Source organism: Promicromonospora sp. NPDC023805 (genome assembly GCF_040639635.1).
In the GTDB taxonomy this organism is placed as follows: Bacteria; Actinomycetota; Actinomycetes; order Actinomycetales; family Cellulomonadaceae; genus Promicromonospora.
In genome coordinates this window covers 26,996-51,443 of sequence record NZ_JBFAAH010000035.1, presented here as the reverse complement: position 1 = coordinate 51,443, position 24,448 = coordinate 26,996, and the positions used below count along the sequence as shown (strand labels likewise).

General features: G+C 69.9%; 23 protein-coding genes. 15 read left to right on the top strand and 8 right to left on the bottom strand.

Annotated features, from left to right (window positions below; genetic code table 11):
- On the bottom strand, positions 1-674 hold a 674-nt coding region (locus AB0F70_RS24960; RefSeq protein WP_357455067.1), incomplete at its 3' end, for an alpha-amylase family glycosyl hydrolase.
- Between the two features lie 148 nt (positions 675-822).
- The gene (locus AB0F70_RS24955) at positions 823-1,011 is read right to left on the bottom strand and encodes a PspC domain-containing protein (protein WP_357455064.1); all 189 of its coding nucleotides are present in this window, start codon (positions 1,009-1,011) and stop codon (positions 823-825) included.
- Between the two features lie 200 nt (positions 1,012-1,211).
- Between AB0F70_RS24955 and AB0F70_RS24950 the strand changes: the two genes are divergently transcribed.
- Positions 1,212-2,711, top strand: coding sequence for a hypothetical protein (locus AB0F70_RS24950; RefSeq protein WP_357455061.1), 1,500 nt, complete (start codon positions 1,212-1,214; stop codon positions 2,709-2,711).
- Between the two features lie 15 nt (positions 2,712-2,726).
- Here AB0F70_RS24950 and AB0F70_RS24945 read toward each other — a convergent pair whose 3' ends face one another.
- The 3 genes from AB0F70_RS24945 to AB0F70_RS24935 all read right to left on the bottom strand — a co-directional run bounded on the left by AB0F70_RS24945 (position 2,727) and on the right by AB0F70_RS24935 (position 9,420).
- Entirely contained in the window at positions 2,727-2,924 is a 198-nt protein-coding gene (locus tag AB0F70_RS24945) for a PspC domain-containing protein (RefSeq protein ID WP_357455058.1), read from the bottom strand.
- Positions 2,925-3,051: 127 nt separating this feature from the next.
- Positions 3,052-7,740: a DUF3418 domain-containing protein gene (locus tag AB0F70_RS24940; protein WP_357455055.1), complete on the bottom strand. Its 4,689-nt coding sequence runs from the start codon at positions 7,738-7,740 to the stop codon at positions 3,052-3,054.
- Positions 7,741-7,875: 135 nt separating this feature from the next.
- Positions 7,876-9,420: a glycoside hydrolase family 76 protein gene (locus AB0F70_RS24935; RefSeq protein WP_357455051.1), complete on the bottom strand. Its 1,545-nt coding sequence runs from the start codon at positions 9,418-9,420 to the stop codon at positions 7,876-7,878.
- 351 nt (positions 9,421-9,771) lie between these two features.
- Between AB0F70_RS24935 and AB0F70_RS24930 the strand changes: the two genes are divergently transcribed.
- A complete protein-coding gene (locus tag AB0F70_RS24930) occupies positions 9,772-9,900 on the top strand; it encodes a hypothetical protein (RefSeq protein WP_357455048.1) in 129 nt (42 codons plus the stop codon).
- Positions 9,897-10,457, top strand: a complete 561-nt coding sequence (locus AB0F70_RS24925; protein WP_357455045.1) for a hypothetical protein — start codon at positions 9,897-9,899, stop codon at positions 10,455-10,457. Before AB0F70_RS24930 ends, AB0F70_RS24925 begins: the two co-directional genes overlap by 4 nt.
- A gap of 23 nt (positions 10,458-10,480) precedes the next feature.
- Here the strand turns inward: AB0F70_RS24925 and AB0F70_RS24920 are convergent, their stop codons facing one another.
- The 3 genes from AB0F70_RS24920 to AB0F70_RS24910 form a co-directional block, all read right to left on the bottom strand.
- The gene (locus tag AB0F70_RS24920; RefSeq protein ID WP_357455042.1) at positions 10,481-11,158 is read right to left on the bottom strand and encodes an HNH endonuclease family protein; all 678 of its coding nucleotides are present in this window, start codon (positions 11,156-11,158) and stop codon (positions 10,481-10,483) included.
- 235 nt (positions 11,159-11,393) lie between these two features.
- A complete protein-coding gene (locus tag AB0F70_RS24915; protein ID WP_357455039.1) occupies positions 11,394-11,885 on the bottom strand; it encodes a hypothetical protein in 492 nt (163 codons plus the stop codon).
- 198 nt (positions 11,886-12,083) lie between these two features.
- On the bottom strand, positions 12,084-12,359 hold the full coding sequence (locus tag AB0F70_RS24910) for a hypothetical protein (RefSeq protein ID WP_357455036.1): 276 nt from the start codon (positions 12,357-12,359) through the stop codon (positions 12,084-12,086).
- A gap of 313 nt (positions 12,360-12,672) precedes the next feature.
- Between AB0F70_RS24910 and AB0F70_RS24905 the strand changes: the two genes are divergently transcribed.
- From AB0F70_RS24905 to AB0F70_RS24850, 12 genes are all read left to right on the top strand, one after another.
- The gene (locus tag AB0F70_RS24905) at positions 12,673-14,502 is read left to right on the top strand and encodes a D-alanyl-D-alanine carboxypeptidase family protein (protein WP_357455032.1); all 1,830 of its coding nucleotides are present in this window, start codon (positions 12,673-12,675) and stop codon (positions 14,500-14,502) included.
- Positions 14,499-14,828 (top strand): DUF2087 domain-containing protein, encoded by a 330-nt coding sequence (locus AB0F70_RS24900; protein ID WP_357455029.1) that lies wholly within the window; start codon positions 14,499-14,501, stop codon positions 14,826-14,828. Before AB0F70_RS24905 ends, AB0F70_RS24900 begins: the two co-directional genes overlap by 4 nt.
- 71 nt (positions 14,829-14,899) lie before the next feature.
- The gene (locus AB0F70_RS24895; RefSeq protein WP_357455026.1) at positions 14,900-15,367 is read left to right on the top strand and encodes a YbaK/EbsC family protein; all 468 of its coding nucleotides are present in this window, start codon (positions 14,900-14,902) and stop codon (positions 15,365-15,367) included.
- A gap of 296 nt (positions 15,368-15,663) precedes the next feature.
- Positions 15,664-16,023, top strand: a complete 360-nt coding sequence (locus tag AB0F70_RS24890; RefSeq protein WP_357455023.1) for an STAS domain-containing protein — start codon at positions 15,664-15,666, stop codon at positions 16,021-16,023.
- A 63-nt stretch (positions 16,024-16,086) separates the two neighbouring features.
- Positions 16,087-17,340 carry a D-arabinono-1,4-lactone oxidase gene (locus tag AB0F70_RS24885; RefSeq protein WP_357455020.1) on the top strand — a complete coding sequence of 418 codons (1,254 nt, stop codon included), beginning with the start codon at positions 16,087-16,089 and terminating at the stop codon, positions 17,338-17,340.
- Positions 17,341-17,383: 43 nt separating this feature from the next.
- A complete protein-coding gene (locus AB0F70_RS24880; protein ID WP_357455017.1) occupies positions 17,384-18,946 on the top strand; it encodes a sodium-dependent transporter in 1,563 nt (520 codons plus the stop codon).
- Positions 18,943-19,119: a methionine/alanine import family NSS transporter small subunit gene (locus AB0F70_RS24875; RefSeq protein ID WP_357455014.1), complete on the top strand. Its 177-nt coding sequence runs from the start codon at positions 18,943-18,945 to the stop codon at positions 19,117-19,119. The genes AB0F70_RS24880 and AB0F70_RS24875 overlap by 4 nt, the downstream gene beginning before the upstream one ends.
- Before the next feature lie 280 nt (positions 19,120-19,399).
- Positions 19,400-20,326, top strand: a complete 927-nt coding sequence (locus AB0F70_RS24870) for an ABC transporter substrate-binding protein (protein WP_357455011.1) — start codon at positions 19,400-19,402, stop codon at positions 20,324-20,326.
- Positions 20,327-20,357: 31 nt separating this feature from the next.
- The gene (locus tag AB0F70_RS24865; protein WP_357455008.1) at positions 20,358-21,332 is read left to right on the top strand and encodes an amino acid ABC transporter permease; all 975 of its coding nucleotides are present in this window, start codon (positions 20,358-20,360) and stop codon (positions 21,330-21,332) included.
- Positions 21,329-22,144, top strand: coding sequence for an amino acid ABC transporter ATP-binding protein (locus tag AB0F70_RS24860; RefSeq protein ID WP_357455005.1), 816 nt, complete (start codon positions 21,329-21,331; stop codon positions 22,142-22,144). Before AB0F70_RS24865 ends, AB0F70_RS24860 begins: the two co-directional genes overlap by 4 nt.
- 240 nt (positions 22,145-22,384) lie before the next feature.
- A complete protein-coding gene (locus tag AB0F70_RS24855) occupies positions 22,385-22,960 on the top strand; it encodes a SigE family RNA polymerase sigma factor (protein ID WP_357455001.1) in 576 nt (191 codons plus the stop codon).
- The gene (locus AB0F70_RS24850; protein ID WP_357454998.1) at positions 22,957-24,366 is read left to right on the top strand and encodes a hypothetical protein; all 1,410 of its coding nucleotides are present in this window, start codon (positions 22,957-22,959) and stop codon (positions 24,364-24,366) included. The genes AB0F70_RS24855 and AB0F70_RS24850 overlap by 4 nt, the downstream gene beginning before the upstream one ends.
- The last annotated feature ends 82 nt before the right edge of the window (positions 24,367-24,448 follow it).

The following is a 24,448-nucleotide window of genomic DNA, read 5'->3' as shown; positions in this document are numbered from 1 at the left end:
TGCTTCGATGCGTCGATCCGGAACCCGTCGACGCCGAGCGAGACCAGGTCGTCGAAGTACGCGGCGAGCCTGCCGCGGACGTAGTCGGAGCCGGTCCGCAGGTCCTGCAGTGCGACCAGGCGGCAGTTCTGCACCTGGTACCGGTTCGTGTAGTCCGAGATGTCGGTGCGGCAGTCGTTGAAGTCGGCGGCGCTGTACGTACCCGCGAAGTTGTCGTCCGAGTACGCGGTCCCCGCCACGCCGGTTCCCGACCGGCCGGCGCCCGCCATGTGGTTCACGACGGCGTCCGCGATCACGCCCACACCGGCGGCGTCGCAGGCGGCGACCATGTTCGCGAACTCGGCGCGGGTGCCCAGCTTGGACTCGATCCGGTAGCTGACGGGCTGGTACGACGTCCACCACTGGGAGCCGCGGACGTGCTCCATGGGCGGGGAGACCTGCACGTAGCCGAACCCGGCCGGGCCGACGACGTTGGCGCACTCCGCGGCGACGGAGTCCCAGGTCCACTGGAACATGTTGAGGATGACGTCGCCGTCACCGTGCACGGGGGTCGCGGCCCGGGCAGGCTCGACGGCGGGGGTGGCCGTGGTCACGGTCAGGCCCAGGGTGAGTGCGGCGGCGAATGTCGTCAGGGTGGCGAGCAATCGTCGGGGCGCGTTCGGACGGCGCGTCATTGCGGCTCCTTGCGGCGTGGTCCCGGGCTGAGGCTCGTGCGGCGTTGCACGGCCGTTTCCGGATCTTGCTGCAAGCCTTGCAGAGCAATCGACGACACGCCAGAGGCCCGGGTGAAAGACCCGGGCCTGGCGTGTCGGAGGTGTGGACTCAGTCCTCGTTGGGCATGAGGATCCAGAACGCGATGTACGCGAGAAACTGCGGCCCCGGGATGAGGAACGAAGCGACGGTGAGGATCCGGACCAGCGTGGGATCCCAACCGAATCGGCGCGCGATACCGGCGCAGACGCCGGCGATCATGCGTCCCTGGCGCGGACGAGAAAGTGTCTGTGTGCTCATGTCATCGACGCTACGTTCGTCGCCGGCGCCCGAGTATCCGGTGATGCCCCGGTCGGTCCCTGATCTTCCCCTGGGAATCCCAGGGTGAATTCCGGAGTCCCACGAAGAACGGCGATCCACTGCCCGTAGCCTGACTGCGCCGGTCGGCCGGAGCTTGGACTCCGGAGACCCGGCTCGGATGGGAGAGGGAAGGGACAGCGGTGGGATACGTCCACAGGACGCCCGCATGGGCGGGCCCGCTCGGCGCGAAGGATCGCACGACGTACTGGGGTGTGGTCCCCCTCAAACCCGACGACCCGCCCAGCGGGCTGCCGCCGCACCCGGACGAGGTGCCGCCCGTCGGGGCCTTCGGGGACTGGTACGACGCCGCATGCGGCTACCTGTGGCGCGCCGAGCGGGTGGACCTCTCACTGGCCAGGCTGCTCGCCGGCAGCCTGCTGGTCGTGCTCCAGTTCGTCGCGCTGGTACCGCTGGTGCAGCTCGCCGGCTCGATGCTGCTGGGTGCACCGGTAGCGATGCCCGAGACGCGGTGGATCCTGGCCGGCCAGTTCCTGCTCGCTGTCGTCTGGACCGGGTGGGTCGTGTACCGACGCAGCTGGAACCGGGCGTGGGAGCTGCGGAAGGCCTGGTCCTGGGCGATCCACGACCCTCGTGTCCTGGAGCTGCCCGAGCGACCTCTCGACGTGGGCGAGGAGCGTGACATCGACACGGACCCCGAGATGACCCATCCGTACCGGGCCCGGCGGCTCGTCCGGCTCGAGGACCGGCCGTTCGTCGAAGCGGCCTTCTTCAGCAACAGTCACACGGACCGGGTCCGCCGGCGGGAGGTGGTGCGGGTGTACCTGCCGCTGGTCGCTTTTTTCGTGGCACTGGCGGGTGTCGCCATCTCTCCGGTCTGGTGGGAGCTCGAGCAGGGACAGTACGGGCTGCTGCTCGTCACCTACCCGCTGGCCGCTTTGCCGCCCGTGGTGTTCTCTCAGGTTCGCAACTTCCGGCGGATTCTCCTTGCCCAGCGGCTCGCCAGGGAGGACGTCGAGGAGCGGCACCGGTGGATGGGCTGGCAGCTCCTGCACGGGGTACCCGGTACGGCTGATGTGGCAGATCGGATCCGGGACGTCGCCTCTGACCGTCCACCGGTCGCGCGTTCCACTCCTCGTTCGAACATCCGGGAAGCGCGCGCCGCCGAACACGGAGCGCGGTCGACAGCAGTGTTCGGTGCCGCGTTCTTCTTCGGTGTCTTCGGGCTGGTCGGCGCGCTGCTCATGGTCAGGGAACCGGAGAAGGGCCTCACGTTCCTGACCGGCCTCGCGTTCATCGGGCTGGTGTGCTTGATGCTGTTCCTCTGGCACCGGTCAGGACGGCAGGACGCGGGACGGGACGGCACGGGATTCGTCGTCCGGGTCGAGACCCCGAGCAGCCCCCGATCGCCGAACACGACGGTGCCGTCCGGTGACATGGTCCTCACCCTGTCAGACGGGCGGGTCCACCTGACCCCGCTCGACAGCTCCCTCCCCGAGGTCAGCCTCCGCGTGACGGCGCTGATCAGCGGTGTCGGGCAGCTCCTTCGCGACGGCAAGCACTGGCTAGTGCTGCCCGACGACAGCCACGTCGCCGTCGCCTGCTCCGACTATGTGGGCCTGCGCGACGCTGCGGCCGACGCCGGGATACCCGTGCTGCTCCCAGGACCGCAGCCGCTGTGAGCAGGATCGTGGCGGTCAGGCCGCCTGGCGCTCGTTCGGGATGAAGATCCAGCCGATCACGTAGGCCAGGACCTGCGGTCCCGGGATGAGGATCGAGGCGACGGCGACCACGCGCACGGTCGTGGGGTTCCAGCCGAAGCGGCGGGCGATACCGGCGCAGACGCCGCCGATCATGCGGCCCTGACGAGGACGGAAGAGTGTGGGTGTGCTCATGTCATCGACGGTAGTTCCGTCGTAGGCCCAGGGCTATCCGGTAACCCCCCGGTCTGCCCCTGATCAGTCCCAGAAGACAACCAGGGATGCGTGCCGACCGCATCCCTGGCCCACCCTTCTGCGGCGGTCACCAACCGTTCGGTACGAGCACCTTGCGGATGCGTTTCTCGCTGACCGTTCCGTCCGTACCCAGCTGCTGCGCGAAGAACGAGACCCGCAGCTCCTCCAGCATCCAGCGCACGTCCGCCAGCTCGGCGGCGCGCGCGGCGTCGGGGGAGCCTGCCGCGTAGGTGGCGAGCGCCTTCTCGTACGCGGCGGTCACGTCGCCGATCCGCCAGGCGAGGTCGGAGTCGCGCGCCGGGTTCTCCGCCGCCTTCGTCAGGCGGTGCGAGTCCGCGCGCAGGTAGCGCGCCAGGTGCGGCAGCCGCCGTGGCGGTGTCGCCGAGACGAACCCGTCGTGGATGAGGGTTGCGCGATGCTCGCGAAGGTCCTGCAGCGTGTTCAGCAGTGCGAGGCTGCCCGACGCGCGGATCTCCGCCTCGAGCGTCCGGCTCGCTGACAGGGCCGCCACCACGTGCCCGACGACGCGGTACACCTCGTCCTCCAGATGCCGACGCACGAACGCCAGCGCGTCGGCGTAGGCACCAGCAGACCGCACCGCCGCAGCATCCGGCCCACCAGAGGGCGTGTCGTACCGCGCCGAGTCCGCACCCGAGGTCAACGACACAACAGCCGCCAGCTGCAGATCGGCGACCAGCGCCTCGGTATTCGGATACGGCGACGCCGCCATCGTCAGCGACTGCGTCCCGGTCCACCGCGACGTTACACGCCCGGTACCGAGCCCAGCCTCGGACACCAGCAACCGCCGAACCCCCGCGGCGTGCAGCACGTCCCGCCGCGTCTCGTCGGCCAGGATCCGCAGCGCGACCCCCACGGACCGAGCCTGCCCCTTCACCTTGGGCGCGACCTCCTCGACAAGCGCAGGAAACCCCCGAACCACCACCCCGGCCCCGACCCCGGTAGACACGGAAAGCGGCAGCCCCCCGCCGTCCCCCAACCCAGAAGGCCAAGAGGTCAACCCAACCTGCTCCCCGACAACAACACCCACAGCATCAGCAGCAACACCCCCGCCAACACCAGCACCCCCGCCAACCACCCCACCACTGGAGCTACGCGCACCCACCTCAGAAGGCGACGGACCTACGGAGGGCGCGGAAGGCGAAGACCCTCGCGCGGACGTATTCCTTCCCGAAGTGGAGGGCCCCCTGGGGCCCGTGAACGCGTCCGCGCGAGGGTCTTCGCCTTCCACGCCCGCCCCAGCCGAAGCACCAGAAGCACCAGAAGCAACCCGAGCCTCAGCAAGAGCCGCCCCAACCGCCCCCCGCACAGCCGACCGCACAGCAGCCTCAGCCCGCGAAGCCAACTTCCGCTGCAGCAGCAAAAGATCCTTCGACTCGTCCAGCACTATCGCCGACGCACCCCGCCCCCGCCCCCGCTCCTCGACGACCCGGAACGTCACCCGGAGGTGCCCGGGAAGGCGTGCGACCCGATCCTCGTCCCAGACCTCCGGCGGCACCAGCACGTCGCGGAGCGCGCGGACCGCCCGCGTGAACGCGGAGACGTAGGACTCCGCCATGTCGCCGGCCCGGACGACGTCCTCCCAGGCCGGGCACTCCTCGCGGATCCACGCGACGACGTCACGCGCGACGTCCGGCGCCGGGACCAGCTCGCGCCGCACCGCCTTGGGCAGCGACTTGATGGTCGCTACGGTCAGCTCCTCGAGGAGCCCGGGCACCATCCAGTCGAACCCGTCGGGCACGACGCGCGCGAGCACCGCGATGGGGATGTGCACGGTGACGCCGTCGGCGTCGGAACCGGGCTGGAACTGGTAGGTGAGCGGCAGGGAGAGCTCGCCCTGGGGCCACCTCTCGGGGAACGCGGACGTATCGACCGACGCGTCACCGACCAGCTGTTCCATCGTGAAGGTGAGCAGGTCCGGCGTCTCCTTGCGGGCACGCGACCACCAGCGGTCGAAGTGCGCGGCGGACACCACGGAGTCGGGGACGCGCTCGTCGTAGAAGGCGAACAGGTCGTCCTCGTCCGCGACCAGGCCGCGCTGCCGGGAGCGGGCCTCGAGCTCGCCGGCCTCCTCCAGGAGCGCGCGGTTGTCGTGGAAGAACCGGTGGTGCGTGGTCCACTCGCCCTCCACGAGGGCATGCCGCACGAACATCTCGCGCGCCGCCTCGGGGTCGACCTTCGCGTAGAGCACGCGCCGGTCGGCCACGATGGGCACCCCGTACAGCAGCACCTTCTCCGTACACATCGCCGCGCCCTGCTTGCTGGACCAGTGCGGTTCCGAGTAGGTGTGCTTCGCGAGCGGACCGGCGAGGTCCTCCGCCCACTCGGGCTGGATGCGGGCGACGTCGCGCGCCCACAGGCGGCTGGTCTCGACGAGCTCGCCCGCCATGATCCACCCGGGCGGCTTCTTCGACAGGGGAGACCCGGGGAAGATGGCGAACCGCGCCCCGCGGGCGCCTATGTACTCGTTCCGCGCCTGCTTCTTGGCACGCTTCAGCGCTATCTCGCGCTGCGTCCCACGCAGGTGCGCGACGGCGGACGCCTTCACCTCGCCGGTGTCCTGCATCCCGAGCTGCGAGAGCAGGCCGGCCAACAAGGACTTGTGAATCGTGTCCTCGTCCCACAGCTGCCGATACGAAGGCGGCTCGACCTCGTCGCCCTCCACCGGACCCGACCGATCGTCTGACGCTGGGCGGTGACGCGGCTGGAAGGACATCTCTATGCCCAGCGGCCGCGACATCTCGCGGAGCTGCGCGACGACGTCCTGCCACTCGCGGATGCGCAGGAAGTTCAGGTACTCCGACTTGCACAGACGCCGGAAGGCCGAGCTGCCCATCTGGTGCTGCTGCTCCCGGACGTACTCCCAGAGGTTCAGGTACGTGAGGAAGTCGGAGCGCGGGTCGGCGAACCGGGCGTGCAGCTGGTCGGCCTGCGCGCGCTGTTCCGCCGGGCGCTCGCGGGGGTCCTGGATCGAGAGCGCGGCCGAGATGATCGCCACCTCGCGGGCGACGCCGTGCCGCGAGCCCTCGATGACCATGCGGGCCAGCCGCGGGTCCATCGGGAGCTGGGCGAGCGTGCGGCCGACCTCGGTGAGGCGTGTGATCGTCTCGCCGGTCGAGCCGCCCTCGCCGGTCGAGCCTGTCGAGACCTCCTCCAGCGCACCGAGCTCCGTGAGCAGCTGGACGCCGTCGCGGATCGCGCGCGTGTCCGGGGGTTCGACGAAGGGGAAGCGGGCGACGTCGTCGGGCGTGCTGACCACGCCTACCGAGATCATCTGCAGCAGCACGGACGCCAGCGACGTGCGCAGGATCTCGGGCTCGGTGAACTCGGGGCGCCCGTTGAAGTCCTCCTCCGAGTAGAGGCGGATCGCGATGCCGTCGGCGACACGGCCGGACCGGCCGCTGCGCTGGTTGGCCGAGGCCTGCGAGACCGGCTCGATCGGCAGGCGCTGCACCTTGGTCTGCTTGGAGTAGCGGCTGATCCGGGCCGTACCGGGGTCGACGACGTAGTGGATGCCGGGGACGGTCAGCGACGTCTCGGCGACGTTGGTCGCCAGCACTATGCGTCGCGACGTGTGCTGCTGGAAGACCCGGTGCTGCTCCGCGCTCGACAGCCGTGCGTACAGCGGCATGATCTCGACGTGCTGCGGATGCTTCGGGTCCCGGACGCGCTCCTTGAGGTGGCCGGCGAGCCCGTCGGCGGTGTCGTGGATCTCGCGTTCGCCCGAGAGGAACACCAGGATGTCGCCGTTGCCCTCGCGCAGCAGCTCGTCGCAGGCGTCGATGATGCCGGTGACGAGGTCCTTCTCCTCCCGCGCGTTCTTGGGTGCGCGGGCGCTGCCGGCTGGCCGAGCGCCGCCCGCCGGTCGTGCTGGTCGAGACCCCTTCGCGGAGGAGTCGTCGGCCCCCGACGGGTCCTCGTCCGGCGACAGCGGCTGATAGCGGATCTCGACGGGGAACGTCCGGCCGGAGACCTCGATGATCGGCGCGAGCTCGGGGAGCACGTCGGTGACGTACGCGGGCGCCCCGCCCCGTTCGGCCAGGGCTGCGGGGGAGAAGTGTGCGGCGAACCGCTCCGAGTCGATGGTGGCCGACGTGATGATCAGCTTGAGGTCGGGCCGCTGGGGGAGGAGCCGGGACAGGTAGCCGAGCAGGAAGTCGATGTTGAGCGACCGCTCGTGCGCCTCGTCGATGATGATCGTGTCGTAGGCGAGCAGCTGCGGGTCGCGCTGGATCTGGGCGAGCAGGATGCCGTCGGTCATGACCTTGACCAGCGTGTCCTCGCTGGACTGGTCGGTGAACCGGACCTGGTAGCCCACCACGCCGCCGAGCTCCGTGCCGAGCTCCTCGGCGATGCGCTCGGCGACCGTACGGGCCGCGAGCCGCCGGGGCTGGGTGTGCCCGATCTGGCCCTGCCGTCCGCGCCCGAGCTCGAGCGCGATCTTCGGGATCTGCGTCGTCTTGCCGGAGCCGGTCTCGCCGGCCACGATCACTACCTGGTTGTCCCGGATCGCCGCGGCGATGTCCGCTCGGCGCGCGGAGACGGGCAGCTGCCCCGGGTAGGTGATGGGCGGCACCTCGACGGCGGCACGCTTGGCGGCTGCCTTTTCGAGCTGGGCGGTGGAGACGCGTTGCGGCCCGCTGCGCCGGGGTCGCTGGTTCTGCCTGTCGGTCTGCTTGCCCGGCCCACGGCGGCGGTTCCGGCCTCCGCCCGCGCGGCCGCGATCGCCGTCGGACACTGGGGTGGAAGAAGGCTCGGTACTCACAACCCCCCATTCTCCCAGGAACGGCAAGGTCATTTGCCACCGGGCGCCCGCCACGTGTCAGACGCACAGGTCAGGCGAGTGACCTGTGCGTCTGACGCTTCGGGAAATTCAGCTCGCCTGCGCCGCGTTGAGCAGGTCGAGCGCGCCGTGCTGGCAGCCGTGCCCGGAGGTCACCGGGACCCGCGGGCCGGCCCAGTGCGGGCCGTACATGTGGAGGGGGTCGCGGGCGTTGGCGTACGCGGTGTCGGCCTGCCGGTCGAGGTAGGCGCTGTACGGCCGGTCGCCCAGCGCGGCGTTCAGCTTGCCCAGGCCGCGGACGTAGGCGCCCTTGAAGGACGCGCCGTCGCTGTTGCAGTCGTTGCCCTCGTTCACCTCGCGCAGCACCCCGCCCGGGTTCAGGTACGTGGACGACGTCGAGGCGTTGGCCAGGGTCCGGGCGGTGCTGAGCAGGGACGCGTCGCCGGTGGCCCGGTGCAGCTCGGCCAGGGCGCCCAGGATGACGCCCTGGTTGTACGTCCACGTCGGCTGCCCGTTGTTGACGCACGAGTCGTTCAGCCCGTCGTTGACCAGGCTGCCGGAGTTGATCATGCCGCTGGCGCGGAACCAGTTCCAGCCCTCCCGGGCGCGCTGCAGGTAGGCGGTGTCGCCGGGGATGCGGTTGTGCAGCGCCGCGTTGAGCTGGATGTACAGCTCGTTCGTGATGGCGTTCTTGTAGGCGATGTCGGTGTTCCACTGGACGCCGCCGCCGCACTTGGAGGTCCAGTAGGCGCGCATGTGGTCGGCGTCGGCCCGGGCGGTGTTCAGGTAACGGCTGTCGCCGGTCAGGTCGTAGGCGGCGATCCAGGCCAGACCCCACCAGCCGGTGTCGTCCAGGTACTCGTTGCGGAACTGGCCCTGCCGCGCGTTGACGTTCTTGTCGTACGTCTGCGCGATCGCGTACCGGTAGCTGCCCATCCCGCTGATCCGCGCGTTGTCGATGACGGCGGTCAGCGCGTTCGCACCCGTCCACCAGCCGTTGGTCTCGAACAGGCCGGTGTTGCGGTCCCACTGCATCATCAGCGCGGTGGCGGCCGCCGTCGAGCGGCTCCCGGCGTTGCGGTCGTTACGTGCCCAGCCGGTGCAGGCGATCTCCGGCCGGTCACCCGCCTTGCCGCAGACGCGGAGGGCGCCGATGCCGGCGTTGTTCCAGTCGTCCACGTTGTACATCTGGGTGCGCCGGCTCGTGGAGCCAGCGGGGATCGTGGTGACACCGAGCCTGCTGCCCGAGGCCCACGTCCGGCCGCCGTCGAACGACCGGTCGAGCCAGACCTCGTCGCCCGACCGGCCGCCCTCGATGGAGCCCCAGCCCATGACGTCGGGGTCGGAGACGTGCAGCCGGAGCGTCCGGCCGTGGACGGCGGCGCTCACCGGCGTGCGGTCGCCCGCGGCGAGCCCGGGGTCCCGGGCATCGCAGTAGATGTCGCAGATGACGGCGTCCGGCGCGGCCGCCGCTCGTGGCGCGGCTGCGGCCTGCGGTGCGGCATCGGCCTGCGTGGCCGGGGAGAGGGGTACGGCCAGGAGGCAGGCAAGTGCCAGGGCCGTCGCGGAGCCGACGGCGCGGCGGGTGCCGGCATGTCGGCGTGGGTGGTCGGAGGGTACTGACAGCGATGTCATCGAAACTCCCTGTGCTCGTCCTTGCTTCGTCTTTGGAGTGGTGGAGCGATGGAGCGATCAGACGCGGCACGACCCGAGTCGCGGTCCGGGTCGCGGCCCGACAAGATTCACCCGGAACGGACACCAGGTCAATAGCGTCGGCGGCCCGGGTGGGGGACCGGCGCTCGCGGGATGGGGATGGCTCCCCATATCGCGATGGGCGATGCCTCCGTAGGCTTTCGAGATTCCTGTGACGTGCACCGGGATGCCCGAGGGGAGCGGTATGACTGACAGGTTGACGGCCGATGCGGACGCGGTGCCCACGGCGCCGCGGACCGTGCGTGCGGGCGCTCGGGCCGGAGGCACGGAGGTATGAGCCCCGAGACCATCGCGCGCTCGGTGCAGCGGCTCAACGCGGCAGGCGTCACATGGCCGACGACGCACCGGGTGGCCGTCACCGTCCGGCCCGTCCGGCGGGCAGTCACCGACGGGCCGGCATGACGGCCCGTGAGCTCGCCGCTCTGTGCGAGAGCCGGATCAACGGCCTGAGCCGCATCCGGCAGGCATTCGAGCACGGTGACGCGCCCCAGCACGTCGCGGGCCTGGTCGACGACCTGCGGATCACGGCGTCCGACTGGGACACGGCAGTGAGTCGTCCGCCGGAGGGGGACCCCGTGGCACTCCGCGTCGGCGCCCGGACCGTGCGGGACGGGGTGCCCGGTTTCGGGGCGGTGGCTGATGCGCTCGAGTCCTACGCCTCAGCCCTCGAGTCGGGACAGGCCCGGCACGGTGCCGGGCTGGCGCAGCTCCGGGCTGCCCGGCAGCACGCGGCGGACCTCATCGCGGCTGGTGACGCACACGCCGATATCGACGTCGACCCGGAACGGACCGAAGCCGCTTCGTCTGCTGCGATAGTCGCGGTCGACGTCGCCTGCGCGGGCTACGCCGCCTGTCAGGACGCCTACGAGGCCACGCGCGACGCCGAGGCGGCGCTGTACGCGGCGCTGTCCTACGTCCGTGTCAGACCCTCAGGTCACCGGAGCGACCTGAGCGTCTGACATCGGGCAGCGGACGGGTCCGTTCAGGACGAGCAGGTGTTGAGCAGCGGCTGCAGTGCCGCCTTCTCCGCGGCGTCCAGGGTGAGGCTCCAGCGGTACTTCGTGCGGATCCACATCTTCGCGTAGGCGCAGTGCGAGCTGGTGAGCGGCGGGACCCACTCGGCGGGGTCGTTGTCGCTCTTCGAGACATTCACGTTGTCCGTGACGGCGATCAGCTGCGGGCCGGTGAGGTCGTTCGCGAAGTCCTGGCGGCGGCTCGTCGTCCACCCGCTGGCGCCCGAGTGCCAGGCCTCGGACAGGGCCACGACGTGGTCGATGTCGATGTCTCCCGCGGCTGTTTCCGTCTTACCGTCCCACTCGCTGTACCAGCTACCCGACGTCGGGTAGCAGTCGCTGCCGACCACTACGCCGTCGCCGTCGCGCTGCAGGACGGTCTCGCGGGTGGTGCAGCCGTTGACGGTGATCCAGTGCGGGAACAGGGTGCGGTCGTACGGGGCGGACGCGCCCTCCGCCCGCACCGTGAGCGCGTTGAGCTCGGACTGCGCCACCGCCTTGGTGGGCAGTCCCGGCGGGTAGGCGCCTGCCTGCTGCGGGAACACCACCATCAGCAGCGCGACGAGTGCCAGCGCCGTGACCGCTGCGATCAGGTGGCGGGGGCGAAACCCTCGCCGAGGTTCGTGCTGGACGACGAGCTGCGACATGGGCAGACCTTTCGCGAGACCGATCAGGGCGCGTTCATCGTCGGCCTGGGCGGTGTCGTCCAAATGACCGGGATGTGACGGTTAGCGAAATTTCACCCGGTCTGTCGTCAAAGTCCGCCGTGTCGCTCCACGGCGCAGGGTCCGCCTCCGCCCGGCCGCTCGCGGCGGGTCTGGGGAAACCGCGCGAGGGGACCGGGTGGGGGCGGACCCTGAGGGGTCGAGCGGCTCAGGTGGCTCAGCCGGCGCTCAGCACGCCCAGGTAGTAGCCGAGGCCCACCAGGGCGAGGGCGCCGAGCGTCTCGATGATGGCGAGCGCGAGGCCCCAGCGAGCGAGCCACAGGTCGAAGCCCTCCTTGCCGGCGCGGGCGACGGCTATCGCGTTCAGGATGACGCCGATGACCGGCAGGGCTGCCAGGAAGAAGGTGAGGAGGCTGAAGACCGCGGTCTGCGGGTCCTCTTCCTCGACCGCGGCAGCCGGCGCGGCGACGGCGGTCTCGGGGGCCGCGGGGGTCGCGAGGGCCACAGCGGCCTCGGTGACGACATCAGCGGGGGACGTCGCGGCAGCGGTCTCGAGGGGCGCCGTCTCGGCTGCCGGGGCCTCGGCCTCTGCCGTCGCCTCGGACGTCGCCTCCGGCGCGGCAGGCTCGGTCTCCACGACCTCGGTGGTGGTGGCTACCGCTGTCTGGTCGACAGCGGCCTCGGGAGTCGTGGTGTCGGGCGTGGTCATGTCGGGAGTGCTCCCCTGGTTGCAGGTCTTATGAAATGTCAGGCCATATTGTGGAGTATCCGGATGATCCTGGATAGCCCGGTATCAGCCATTCAAGCGGCAGAGGCCGCCGCTCCTCCGGGGAACGGCAGCCTCTGCGCTGCTGGTGACGCACGGTCGCGTCGCGGGGCGCGTCGCGGCGCCCGGGTCCGGCTCGGATCAGCCCGCGGCACCAGGCAGCGTGAGCGCCGCGTAGGTGGCGAGGCCGACGAGCACGAGGTACAGGACCGTGAAGACGATCGAGAGGCCCAGGCCCCACTTCGAGAGCTTGCTGTCGAGGCCCGCCTTGCCTGCCTTCGAGGCGGCGATCGCCGAGACGACGATCCCGATCGGAGGCGCGACGAACGCGAGGATGAAGCCCACGATCGCCAGGGTGTTGGCCTTCGGGTCCTGGACCGTGCCCTGGTCGGCGGGTGCGCTCGTGGTCTCGCTCATGAAGGACTTTCCTTTCACGGCCACTGTTCCGGCCGTTCGATTGCGGACGCAGGTGCGCCCGTTGGGACGCGGGCCAGTGTGAAGCATCACGAGATGTCCACGAAAGGTTTCATTGCGCCGTACGCCCGAATCGTTACCCTTGGCGATCGGGGCGTCATCGTGACAGGGACCGGCTCCTGACCCAGGAGGCCGGTTCACCCTGGGCGGCCGAAAATTACGCCGCTCGAGTTCACCTGGGCGTGATAGGCCTGTGCAAGGACCCACAACGCACGTACCGCACCACGAAGTGGCGCACCGACCGAGGGGGCGACGCGTGAACGACGAGGCGAAGAAGCCAAGTCCGCACAGCTCCCGCACGGGTCTGCGCAAGTACTTCCGGACCGCCTGGACCGGTGCGGTCGCCACCGTCATCGCGGTGGGTGTGCTGTTCACCGCTTCCGCGAGCGTCCCCGCCTCGCACCTCGCCGGCGGGAACGGCGGCGAGCTGCCCATCAGGCTCTACGGGCTGCTGCAGAGCGTCACGGTCGGTGAGACCGAGACTGCCCCCGACGGCGTCACGCTCGCCCAGATCGTCGCCGTCCTCGAGCGGGCCGAGGAGCAGGCGCAGGAACAGGGACCTAACTTCAGCCCCACTATCGCGCAGGCCGCCGCCGAGCTCGGCATGCTCTACACGACGTACCAGATGCAGCAGCTGGCCTTCGGCGAGAACAACAAGGGCCTCCGCCTCGAGGATGCGCCAGTGGCGCGCGACGCCCAGGAGGGCGCAGAGGATCCGGCTGCGGATGCCGACAACGAGCAGGACAGCCCTGAGCAGGACCGCCCCGAGCACGAGCCAGAGGAGCGCGAGGCGCGCCCGGAGCCGCGGACCGACGACGAAGCCCCGCCTGCCGTGCAGGTGTCGAACGAGCAGACCTCGGTGATCGACTCGCACGACGAGGACCCGACGGCCGGCTACATCACCTATGACGAGGTGGTGATCGCCGCGGTACGCCTCGCGAACATGCTGGACCCGTCGGTGCCCAACGCGCTCGTCGAGGTGGACGGGCCCGGCCAGCGCCAGGGCTTCTCGCTGCGCGAGAGCCTGCTCGACATCGTGAGCATCTTCGGCGGGACCACCACCGGATACGCGAACGGCCGCATCCCGGCCGACGTGCTGTGCCCCCTGGACTTCGCGTCCGGCCACATGCTGCGCTGCGACGCGGCCGAACGGCTGACCGCGCTCAGTGCGCTGTTCGAGCAGGAGTTCGGCTACCCGATCCCGATCACCGACTCCTACCGCTCCTACGAGGCCCAGGTCACCCTGGCCGGCATCAAGCCGCACCTCGCCGCGATCCCCGGTACGTCGAACCACGGTTGGGGCATCGCGGTGGACCTCGGCAACCCGATCGCCGGCGGCCGCTCACCGGAGTACGTCTGGTTGCGGCTGCACGGCCCGGACTACGGCTGGGACAACCCGTCGTGGGCCCAGCTCGACGGGTCGAAGCCGGAGCCGTGGCACTTCGAGTTCTTCGCCGCCGGCTCGATCCCGAACCGCGCGATCGACCCGTCCGACGTCGGGACCTGGGTGCCGTCGGACGACACGACCCCGCGCTACAAGCCCGCGCTCGACCCTAAGCCGAGCAACGGCTCCGACGACGGCGGGAACAAGCCGCCGACCTCGAAGCCGTCCGACCGGCCGGGCGACAACCCGCCGTCGCAGAAGCCGCCGAAGCCCACGCCCAAGCCGACGCCGAAGCCGACACCCACGCCGTCGACGACACCGACTCCGACGCCCACGCCGACTCCGACGGAACCGACCCCGTCGCCGTCTCCGTCCTCGCCGAGCCCGTCACCGAGCCCGTCGCCGTCTGACCCGACGTGCCCGGGCGGCGAACCCGAACCGGAGCCGAGCGCCTCGCCCGAGCCGAGCGTCAGCCCCGAGCCGACGCCCACGCCGAGCACCGGGACCGAGGAGCCGGCGGACGACCCGTGCGCGCCCGACGACGGCTCGGAGGCCGGCAAGGCCGCCGACACGACGGAGCCCGCCGGGTCTGCGGACGCGAGTGGCGACGGGACCCCGGCCACGGTGACGTCGACCGCCCTGTCGGCGGCCCGTCCCGAGGAGCGCAGCCTGGCCAGGCGGCGAGGACTGATCGCCACATGACGGCGGAGCAGGTTCCGAGCGACAGGGTCGCGGCGACTCCCTCGGGAGGCGCCGCCGGCGACCCGCGACGGTTCCTGCGGTCCGGGCGGCTCGAGTCGATGCCCCGGAGGTGGCGCGACAAGGTGGCGGTGACTCGCTACCTGGCGGCGCAGGTGCTGCCCACCCTGCTGGAGCCGGTGACGGAACGCGACCTGACCGACCGGCTGCACGAGCTCGCGCACGACCCGGTGGGCATGCGGCGTGCGATGGTCGACCACGGTCTGGTGCAGCGCACCCGGGACGGGGCCGAGTACTGGCGTACCGAGCGAACCGAGTACGACGTCTGAGTTGCCTGCGGGCGAAGTCTTGACCATATTTCGAGACAACGAAGACTCGTCTTTTCGGGATAGGAAATTTCATGAGCGAAGAACGTGCCGTCGCGGCGCTCGAGGCGGCCGGCATCCCGTTCGAGATGACGCGACACGGTCAGGTCGCTAGCCTCGCTGAGGCAGCCGCAGCGCGCGGTGTCGAGCCGGCGAAGCTGATCAAGACGATAGTGGTGCGCCGGGCGGACGAGGACTACCTGTTCGTGCTCGTCCCGGGTGACCGGCAGATCTCGTGGCCCAAGCTGCGTGCGCTGCTCGGCGTCTCCCGGCTGTCGATGCCGAGCAAGGACGTGGCTTTCGAGGTCACGGGCTATGAGAGGGGAACCATCACTCCGTTCGGGTCGTTCCACAGGTGGCCCGTCGTCGCGGACTCTCGGCTCAGCGAGCCGGGGCCGGTGTCGATCGGCGGAGGCGCTCGCGGTGTGGGTGCCACGGTTGACGCCGTTGATCTCACGACGGCGCTCGACGCTACGGTTGCGGACGTGACCGACCCGCTCTGAGACGTTCTCGGGCCGGGATCGAGCAGGCCCGCGAGGGTGCGGAGGCCGGCAGTTCGCCTCCGTGCAACGTGACCGTAACTCCTGGGGGGTGGACGGAAGCCATGTGACGGGTGAACACTCGCCCTAGGCAATTCTTGCCCCTCCCGACCAAGGAGCGGTCAGAGAGCACCAAGAAGAGTCCAAGTCGCCAGTGAAGGTCAGTTGGTAAGTCAGTGTCTAGTGAAGTCGAGGCCCGACCAATGCAGGACGGAGCGAATGACCCCATGGACCCTCTCCCGTCAGACTCAGCGCAGGACATGGTTCCCGGTCGCCCGGGATCCGGTATCGCCTGCCGGAACACCTACGAGGGCACGGTGCTGACCCTCTGGGGTGACATCGACGCGCTGCTGCGCGAGAACGCGAGCGCGGCGATGGCCACGCTCGCAGCACGACCCGATCCCGACCCCGTCATCGTCGACGCGCGGGATGTCACGTTCATCGACTCCTCCGGGGTGGCCTTCATCCTGCAGGTGTTCGTGCTCGGTGAGGAGACGGGTTCGCCCGTACTGCTCCGTGAGCCGTCCGCCGTGGTGATGGAGGTCCTGGACATGGTCGGCATCAGTCAGCGGATTCCGGTGGTCCGCAGCGCCGCGGCCAGCGCCGCGGCCAGCGCCTGAGCCGGAACCCAACCCATCTGGTCGGTCGCACTCGATCCGTCGGAGGAGTGGCACGCTTGACCGGTGAAGAACTGGGCAGCGAACCTCACCTACTCCTCCGAGCGCATCGAACGTCCCAGGACCCTCGCGGAGCTCGCCGGCATCGTCGCCGGTGAGCCCCGCGTCCGGGCCCTCGGCTCGCGCCACTCGTTCTGCGACGTCGCCGACACGACGGGCGTGCACGTCCAGCTCGACCTGCTCGACGACGGCAGGCCGTCCCTCGAGGTGGACCCAGGGACGGGAGTCGCGTCGGTCCGTGCCGGCCTCCGCTACGGCGAGCTCGCGGCCGGCCTGCACGCCGAGGGCCGGGCCCTTGGCGCCATGGCCTCGCTACCCCACATCTCGGTGGCCGGTGCGGTTGCCACGGGTACTCACGGCTCGGGTGACGGGACACGCTCGCTCGCGGGCGACGTCGTCGGGGTGGAGCTCATGACCGCCTCTGGCGAGGTGGTGATCCTGCGCCGTGGCGACGCCGACTTCCCCGGATCCGTGGTGGCGCTCGGCGCCCTCGGCATCGTGACGCGCGTGGAGCTGGCGACGGTGCCGACGTTCGACGTGCGCCAGGACGTCTTCACCGGCCTGCCCTGGGACGCGTTGTTCGAGAACCTCGACGCCGTCATGGGCAGCGCGTACTCCGTCAGCATCTTCACGAGCTGGTTCGAGCCGGACGTTCGGATGGTCTGGTGCAAGTCGAAGGTCTCGGCCGGCGGCGAGGCGCCCACGCTCCTGGTCGAGCTGGGGGCCGCGCCGGCGACCGAGCCCATGCACCCCCTGCCGGACGTAGCAGCTGTCGCGTGCACCGAGCAGGGCGGGGTGCCGGGACCGTGGTTCGAGCGGCTGCCGCACTTCCGGCTGGACTTCACGCCGTCGCTCGGCGAGGAGCTGCAGACGGAGTACCTCCTGCCGCGCACGGCGGGGCCCGACGCCGTCCGCGCGCTGCGGGCGCTCGGGGACCGGATCGGGCCGCTGCTGCTGACCTCGGAGATCCGCACGATCGCCGGTGACGACCAGTGGCTCAGCACCACCGGCGAGGACAGCATCGCGTTCCACTTCACGTGGCAGCAGGACTGGCCGGCCGTGCGGGCGTTGCTGCCCGAGCTGGAGGCGGCGCTCCTGCCGCTGGGTGCGCGCCCGCACTGGGGCAAGCTGTTCACCGTTCCCGTGGCCGACCTGCCGGGCCTGTACCCGCGTTTCGAGGACTTCGCGGACCTGGCCGCGCGCCTCGATCCGACGGGCAAGTTCCGCGGTGGGTACGTCGAGGACCTGCTCGCCCGATGAGCCCGATTTCGCGCTCGGGGGGATTTTCTCGGAGGATCAGGGTATGAGCGACGCGCAGAGAGCTACCGCGGAGCCCGAGAAGCGGGAGGAGTTCAGCGGACAGCTGGGATTCATCCTGTCCGCCATCGGCTCCGCTGTCGGGCTGGGGAACATCTGGCGCTTCCCGGGGGTGGCATACGAGAACGGTGGGGGCGCGTTCATGGTGCCCTACCTGATCGCGCTGCTGACGGCGGGCATCCCGATCCTGTTCCTCGACTACGCGATCGGACACCGGTTCCGCGGTTCGGCGCCGCTGGCCCTCCGGCGCGTCAAGCGCTGGCTGGAGCACCTGGGCTGGTTCCAGGTGTCGATCTGCTTCGTCATCGCCGTCTACTACGCGGTGATCATCGCGTGGGCGCTCAGCTACTTCGTCTACTCGTTCGACCTGCGCTGGGGTGACGACACCGCTGGCTTCTTCACGGGTACCTACCTCCAGCTGGCCGACGTCGGCGGCGCGGACCCGTGGTTCACGCTCGACTTCGTGCCCGCGGTGCTGATCCCGCTGGTCCTCGTGTGGGTGGCGACGATCGTCGTGCTGGCGGCCGGGGTCGCGAAGGGCCTGGAGAAGGTCAACTTCGTCTTCATGCCGCTGCTGCTGCTCGCGTTCGGCACGCTGGTGGTGCGGGCCCTGTTCCTGCCGGGTGCGGCCGAGGGGCTCAACGCGCTGTTCACGCCGAACTGGGGTGCGATGGCCGATCCGAACGTCTGGATCGCCGCCTACAGCCAGATCTTCTTCTCGCTCTCCATCGCGTTCGGGATCATGATCACGTACGCCTCCTACCGGAAGCGCCGCGCCAACCTGACCTCGCCCGGTTTCGTGGTCGCGTTCGCGAACTCCGGCTTCGAGGTGTTCGCGGGAATCGGTGTGTTCGCGGCGCTGGGCTTCCTCGCGCACGAGCAGGGTGTCGGCGTCGCAGAGCTCGAAGGGCTCACCGGGCCGACGCTCGCATTCATCACGTTCCCCGCACTCGTCTCCCAGATGCCGGCGGGCGGGATCTTCGGGGCGCTGTTCTTCGGGTCGCTAGTGATGGCCGGCTACACGTCGCTGCTCTCGATCCTGCAGGTCGTGTCGGCGTCGTTCCAGGAGAAGTTCGGCTGGACGCGCACCCAGGCCTCGGTCCGGATCGGCGTGGTGGCCGCGGTGCTCTCCGTGCTGGCCTTCTCCACCACCACCGGCCTGATAGCGCTCGACACCGTCGACCAGTGGGCCAACAACATCGGCATCGTCGCCTCCGCGGTGGTGACCACGGTGGTCATCGGCTGGGTGCTGCGCCGCACCGAGGAGATGCGGTTCCACCTCAACGGGGTCTCCACGATCCAGGTGGGTCGCTGGTGGACCTTCTGCATAGTGGTGCTCGGTCCGGTGGTGCTCACGTCGATGCTGGTCTCGCGCATCGTCACCCTGATCCTTGACGGGTACGAGAAGTACGCGGGGTGGTACCTCAACGTCATGGGGTGGGGCACCGTCGCCCTGTTCGTCGTCGCGGCGGTGGTGCTCACCCGGATGCGGTGGCGCGTCGACCCCGACAGGTTCGAGGCCTGGCCCACGTTCGGAGGTAAGTCATGAGCGGCGAAGCAATCGCACTCCTGGTCGTCTCGCTCGTCGTGGTGTGGGGTGGGCTCGCGGTGAGCATCATCGCCCTCGCCCGACGGCCCGAGCGGACGGAGTTCCCGCACGGCTGGGAGCACGAGGGCGGTCCGGAGGACCGGCCGGACGAGCCCGTCGAGCGCGACACCTGAGCAACATCCCCGGCAGGTCGGCCTGCGGCCGGCTTGCCGGGGATGTTTACGCAGGCCAGACCACATGGACGTGGATTAAAAGTTAACGAGACGCGCAAAACATCACAATGTGACATCGGTCTCGATCTTCCGGGTTTACGCCAGGAGGGCGTCACGGTTAGGTGAGACTCGCACACGAGGCGCCCAGTGCGCCGTCGGGTCCTCTGCTCCCCTGATGACGGAGATCTGCCGGGTCGTAGCGCCTCGTGACACACCAACGATCCGACCCAGGAGACCCCTGATGCGCAGGCTTCCCGCCTTCACTGCTGCCGCGGCACTTACCGCTGCCGCCCTTGTCCTCACCGCGTGCACCGACGCGTCACAGCAGCCCACTGGTGGCACCGCTAGCGACGAGGCCAATGCCGAGGCATCGTTCGACCCGTCGACCGTCAAGGCCGACGAGGAGATCGCCGCGATGCTCCCGAAGGAGATCGCCGACAAGGGCACGCTGTCCGTCGGCTCCGACACGGCGTACGCGCCTGCGGAGTTCATCGACGTGGACGGCGAGACGCCCGTCGGGTTCGACATCGACACGATCAACGCCGTGGCCGCGGTGCTCGGCCTGGAGGCCGACGTCCAGACTGCGGCGTTCGACGGGATCATCCCCGCCATCGGCTCCAAGTACGACGTGGGCATCTCGGCGTTCACCATCACGGACGAGCGCACCGCCGAGGCCAACATGATCAGCTACGCCGTCGCCGGCTCGCAGTTCGGCGTCGCCGCGGAGAACCCCGAGGGCTTTGACCCCGAGAGCCTGTGCGGCAGCACCATCGGCGTGCAGACCTCGACCATCCAGGACGAGGAGCTCACCGAGGCCGCCAAGGACTGCGAGGACGAGGGCGCGGAGCCCATCGACGTCGTGCGCTACGAGTCGCAGGCCGACGTCACCACCAACCTCGTGGGCGGCAAGCTCCAGGCCATGTACGCCGACTCGCCGATCACCGCCTACGCGGTCGAGCAGACCTCCGGCGAGGTCGAGACCATCGGCGAGATCAACGACGCGGCGCCGTACGGCATCGTCGTCGCGCAGGGCGACGACGAGCTGACCGAGGCCGTGCAGGCCGCGCTGCAGAAGCTCATCGACGACGGCACGCTCGAGCAGATCTTCGCCGGCTGGGGCAGCGAGGGCGTCGTCGTGGACGAGGCCGAGCTCAACCCTGCCGAGTGACCAGCGCCGCCGGACAGAGAAGAGGGGCGAGATGAGCTCCAGCAAGAACCTGGCATCGGGTAACGACCCGGTGCCCAACCGGATCCATGCGCGGCCGGTGCCGCGACCCGGCCGCCTCGTCGCGGCCGCGGTCGTGCTGGTGCTGGCCGCCATGGCTGCGAATGCCCTGATCACCAACGACAACTTTCGCTGGGACGTGGTCTGGCTCTACCTGCGCGACATCGTCATCATCCGCGGTGTCATGTGGACGCTGATCCTGACGTTCGGCTCCATGGCCATCGCCGTGGTGCTCGCGGTCACGCTCGCGATGATGCGGCGGTCGGACAACCCGGTGATGCGGTGGGTGAGCTGGCTCTGGATCTGGTTCTTCCGCGGCACGCCGATCTACACGCAGCTGATCTTCTGGGGCCTGCTCGGGGTGCTCTACCCGCGGCTCTCGCTCGGTATCCCGTTCGGTCCGGAGTTCTTCTCGTTCCGCACCGACGACGTCCTCACCGTGTTCTGGCTGGCGCTGTTCGGGCTGGCGTTCAACGAGTCGGCGTACCTCGCCGAGATCATGCGCGCCGGCCTGACGTCCGTGGACCCGGGCCAGGCCGAGGCCGCCAAGGCGCTCGGGATGAAGGACGGCAAGATCATGCGTCGCGTGATCCTGCCGCAGGCCATGCGGGTCATCGTGCCGCCGACGGGTAACGAGACCATCTCCATGCTGAAGACCACCTCGCTGGTGGTCGCGGTGCCACTGACCTTCGAGCTCACGTACGCGACGTCCGCCATGGGCAACCGGCAGTTCGTGACCATCCCGTTCCTGGTCATCGCTGCGCTCTGGTACCTGCTCATCACCTCGATCCTGATGGTGGGCCAGCACTACCTGGAGAAGTACTACGGGCGCGGGTTCGGCACCGCCACCGGGCGGCGCGGGCGTGGCAAGGGCCCGGGTGGCCGACAGGCCGCCATCGCCGCTGCCGGGACCGTGAAAGAAGACGTCAACAGGGAGGTCACGCCATGAGCGTCGGCGCAGGCTCCACGACCGCTCCGGCGGACGCCACGGACATGGTCTCCGTACGCGCAGTGCACAAGGTGTTCGGCCACGGCCAGGAAGCCGTGCACGTCCTGAAGGGCGTCGACCTCGACGTCGCGCGGGGCGAGGTCACGGTCATCCTCGGCCCGTCCGGTTCCGGCAAGTCCACCCTCCTGCGCTGCATCAACGAGCTGGAGGAGATCACCGGAGGCTCCGTCGTCGTCGGCGGTGACCTCATGGGCTACCGCAAGGACGCCAAGGGGACCCTCCACAGGCTGCACCCGAAGGCGGTCGCGAAGCAGCGCTCGCGCATCGGGATGGTCTTCCAGCGGTTCCACCTGTTCCCGCACATGACGGCGCTCGAGAACATCATGGAAGCGCCGGTGCAGGTCCGGGGGATGTCGAAGAAGGCGGCGAAGCAGCGCGCGCTCGAGCTCATCGAGCGCGTGGGCCTGTCCGACCGGATGGAGCACTACCCGGCACAGCTGTCCGGCGGCCAGCAGCAGCGGGTCGCCATCGCCCGGGCGCTCGCGATGGATCCGGAGCTCATGCTGTTCGACGAGCCGACGTCGGCCCTCGACCCCGAGCTGGTGGGCGAGGTGCTGTCGGTGATGCAGGACCTGGCGAAGTCCGGCATGACGATGATCGTGGTGACGCACGAGATCGGGTTCGCCCGTGAGGTGGCCGACCACGTCGTCTTCATGGACGACGGCGTCATCGTCGAGACGGGCCCGCCGAGCGCGGTCCTGGACGACCCGCAGGAAGAACGCACGCAGAACTTCCTCTCCCACGTCCTGTGACCCACCGTTGAGTGCTGGGTATTTGCGGGTCTGAAGCCTTTCAGCCCACAAATACCCAGCACTCAACTAGGGGTATCCCCGGGGCGGCGTCAGGAACTCGTAAGAACCCGTTCCGAAAGGGCGCAACCCTGGCGGTCCTGGCCTGCGTCTATGGTGCATGACGCAGACGAAGCGACGCGGACGGCGCCGCAAACCAGTGCCGGGGCAGGTTTCCGGACACGGCTCCGGGCGGTGCTCGGGATGAGCGAGGTAGCGGTGAGTCCTGGGGTGCAGCCGAGCACCGGCGAGATGGTCGTCGTCCGGAGCGGTGTGGACCCCGTCGCGGACTTCACGGCTTTCGCCCAGGCCAACACTCCTGCGCTGTACCGGATCGCCTATCTGCTCTGCGGTGACCAGCACCGCGCGCAGGACCTCGTGCAGCTCGCCCTCGAGCGGACGTTCAAGGCCTGGAAGAAGGTGGGCGACGGCGACCCGTTCGCCTATGCGCGCCGCGTGCTGGCCACCGCGCGCATCGACACCTGGCGCCGCACCCGTCGCGAGGTGCTCACCGACGACCCGACGAGCAGCACCCGGGTGCGGAGCGCACCGGCGTCGGACGCCCAGCTGGCCGAGCGCGACCGCCTCGTCCGTGCGTTGATGTCACTGTCGGTCAAGCAGCGCAGGGTGGTGGTCCTGCGCTACCTCCTGGACCGTTCCGAGTCCGACACCGCGGCCGAGCTGGGTATCTCCACCGGCACGGTCAAGTCCACCGCCTCACGCGCCTTGGCGCGGCTGCGCACCCTCGTGGTGTCCGACGGCGAAGGGAGCCGATCATGAACGTGCACGACATCCACTCGAAGCAGGACGCAGCGATGATGGCCGGCCTCCGCGCGGCCGGCTCGACCATCGAGCCGCCCACCTCGCTGGACCCGACGACCATGGCGGTGCGCGCGGTGCGGAACGTCCGCCGACGCCGGATGGTGGTCGCGGCCACGGCGAGCGTGGCGGCGCTCGCGCTCACCGGCGCGGGCATCGGTGCGGTCGGCGCGATCTATGCGGACCGGCAGGGGCCGTTGCCCGGCACGGTCAAGACGACCGCCGAGTCGGCCCGGGCGACCGAGCCGCCGGCCAGCGCCAGCCCATCGCCCAGTCCGAGCGGTGAGCCGGACGCCGCACCCACGGAGTACCTGGAGACCGGCGGCGGGACGCTGCCGGTGCTGCCGGGCGTGGAGCGCGGCGTCGTCGAGGACGGCGGGCACGCCCCCTACATCCTCGGCGGCCTCTGGTACGAGGTGCCGCCGGGCGGCTGGATCACCGTCGGCGACGTCAACGCGGGCGGCGTCGCCGGATGGCTGGACCCGGAGCACCCGGAGGCCGGCGGCCTCGGCGAGAACGGCACGATCGACGACATGGACGCGACCATCGAGCTGCGGAACGTGTTCGACGTCGCCGGCTGGACCGTTCCGGCGAAGGACTCGGGCGCGACGACGCTGGACGTCGAGGGCGCCGACCTCGTGGTCATCGAGCAGCACAAGACGGAGGGCAAGATCCGCCCGGTGACCGTCAGGCTCCGCAGCGGCGACGAGGGCTGGGTCATCGAGACCCGCTTCGCGGCGAACGAGCAGGGCGACGCCATGCTGCGGAACTTCGTGGGGAACCTCTGGCTCAGGGATCAGGGCGAGCCCGACTGGTACCAGCCGGAGTTCTCCTCCCCGGTCCTCGCCGCCATCGAACGCGGGGTACCTGCCGACTGGGTGCGGGCCGAGCACAACGGCTTGAAGTTCGCGGTGCCCGAGGGGTGGGCCGACAAGAAGACGGACGGTGAGTTCTCACCGGGCGTCGAGTGGACCGGGCCGACGATCACGCACGTGGACCCGGGCGTCGACGCGGAGACCCTCAAGTTGTGGACGGATGCCTCCGCCAAGGAGAAGGCGCGCGCTGCCGAAGACACGGAGTGGCCAGAACGCGTCTACGTACAGGGCGGCAAGCCCGGCGGCAACTGGTGGACCCGGAGCAGTGACGCGCCCCAGTCCCAGATGATCGACGTCCCGGGCGCCGACTACGCGGAGATCCTGCCGACCGCCTACTACGCGGGCGGGGAGGTCGACTACTACTGGTTGAACATCTACCTCCATCAGGAGGACCAGGGTGAGAACCTGTTCCTGGTCGTCGAGTTCGACGGTACCGAGCAGGGACTGAAGGACCTCCACACCTTCCTGGGGACGCTCGACTTCCGGCGGTGACGGCGCGGGGCGCGCGGGCTCTGGCCAGGGCCCCAAAAAATTCGTGGAGCTGGAATGGAACCTTCGGCCTCGCCGGCCCGTG

What these genes read in the sequence shown, in the direction of transcription:
- AB0F70_RS24955 (WP_357455064.1), bottom strand. Translation starts at nt 1,011, where the DNA reads ATGAGCACACAGACACTTTCTCGTCCGCGCCAGGGACGCATGATCGCC.
- AB0F70_RS24945 (WP_357455058.1), bottom strand. Translation starts at nt 2,924, where the DNA reads ATGAGCACACCCACACTCTTCCGTCCTCGTCAGGGCCGCATGATCGGC.
- AB0F70_RS24935 (WP_357455051.1), bottom strand. Translation starts at nt 9,420, where the DNA reads ATGACATCGCTGTCAGTACCCTCCGACCACCCACGCCGACATGCCGGC.
- AB0F70_RS24930 (WP_357455048.1), top strand. Translation starts at nt 9,772, where the DNA reads ATGAGCCCCGAGACCATCGCGCGCTCGGTGCAGCGGCTCAACGCGGCA.
- AB0F70_RS24925 (WP_357455045.1), top strand. Translation starts at nt 9,897, where the DNA reads ATGACGGCCCGTGAGCTCGCCGCTCTGTGCGAGAGCCGGATCAACGGC.
- AB0F70_RS24920 (WP_357455042.1), bottom strand. Translation starts at nt 11,158, where the DNA reads ATGTCGCAGCTCGTCGTCCAGCACGAACCTCGGCGAGGGTTTCGCCCC.
- AB0F70_RS24915 (WP_357455039.1), bottom strand. Translation starts at nt 11,885, where the DNA reads ATGACCACGCCCGACACCACGACTCCCGAGGCCGCTGTCGACCAGACA.
- AB0F70_RS24910 (WP_357455036.1), bottom strand. Translation starts at nt 12,359, where the DNA reads ATGAGCGAGACCACGAGCGCACCCGCCGACCAGGGCACGGTCCAGGAC.
- AB0F70_RS24900 (WP_357455029.1), top strand. Translation starts at nt 14,499, where the DNA reads ATGACGGCGGAGCAGGTTCCGAGCGACAGGGTCGCGGCGACTCCCTCG.
- AB0F70_RS24895 (WP_357455026.1), top strand. Translation starts at nt 14,900, where the DNA reads ATGAGCGAAGAACGTGCCGTCGCGGCGCTCGAGGCGGCCGGCATCCCG.
- AB0F70_RS24890 (WP_357455023.1), top strand. Translation starts at nt 15,664, where the DNA reads ATGGTTCCCGGTCGCCCGGGATCCGGTATCGCCTGCCGGAACACCTAC.
- AB0F70_RS24880 (WP_357455017.1), top strand. Translation starts at nt 17,384, where the DNA reads ATGAGCGACGCGCAGAGAGCTACCGCGGAGCCCGAGAAGCGGGAGGAG.
- AB0F70_RS24875 (WP_357455014.1), top strand. Translation starts at nt 18,943, where the DNA reads ATGAGCGGCGAAGCAATCGCACTCCTGGTCGTCTCGCTCGTCGTGGTG.
- AB0F70_RS24870 (WP_357455011.1), top strand. Translation starts at nt 19,400, where the DNA reads ATGCGCAGGCTTCCCGCCTTCACTGCTGCCGCGGCACTTACCGCTGCC.
- AB0F70_RS24865 (WP_357455008.1), top strand. Translation starts at nt 20,358, where the DNA reads ATGAGCTCCAGCAAGAACCTGGCATCGGGTAACGACCCGGTGCCCAAC.
- AB0F70_RS24860 (WP_357455005.1), top strand. Translation starts at nt 21,329, where the DNA reads ATGAGCGTCGGCGCAGGCTCCACGACCGCTCCGGCGGACGCCACGGAC.
- AB0F70_RS24855 (WP_357455001.1), top strand. Translation starts at nt 22,385, where the DNA reads ATGAGCGAGGTAGCGGTGAGTCCTGGGGTGCAGCCGAGCACCGGCGAG.
- AB0F70_RS24850 (WP_357454998.1), top strand. Translation starts at nt 22,957, where the DNA reads ATGAACGTGCACGACATCCACTCGAAGCAGGACGCAGCGATGATGGCC.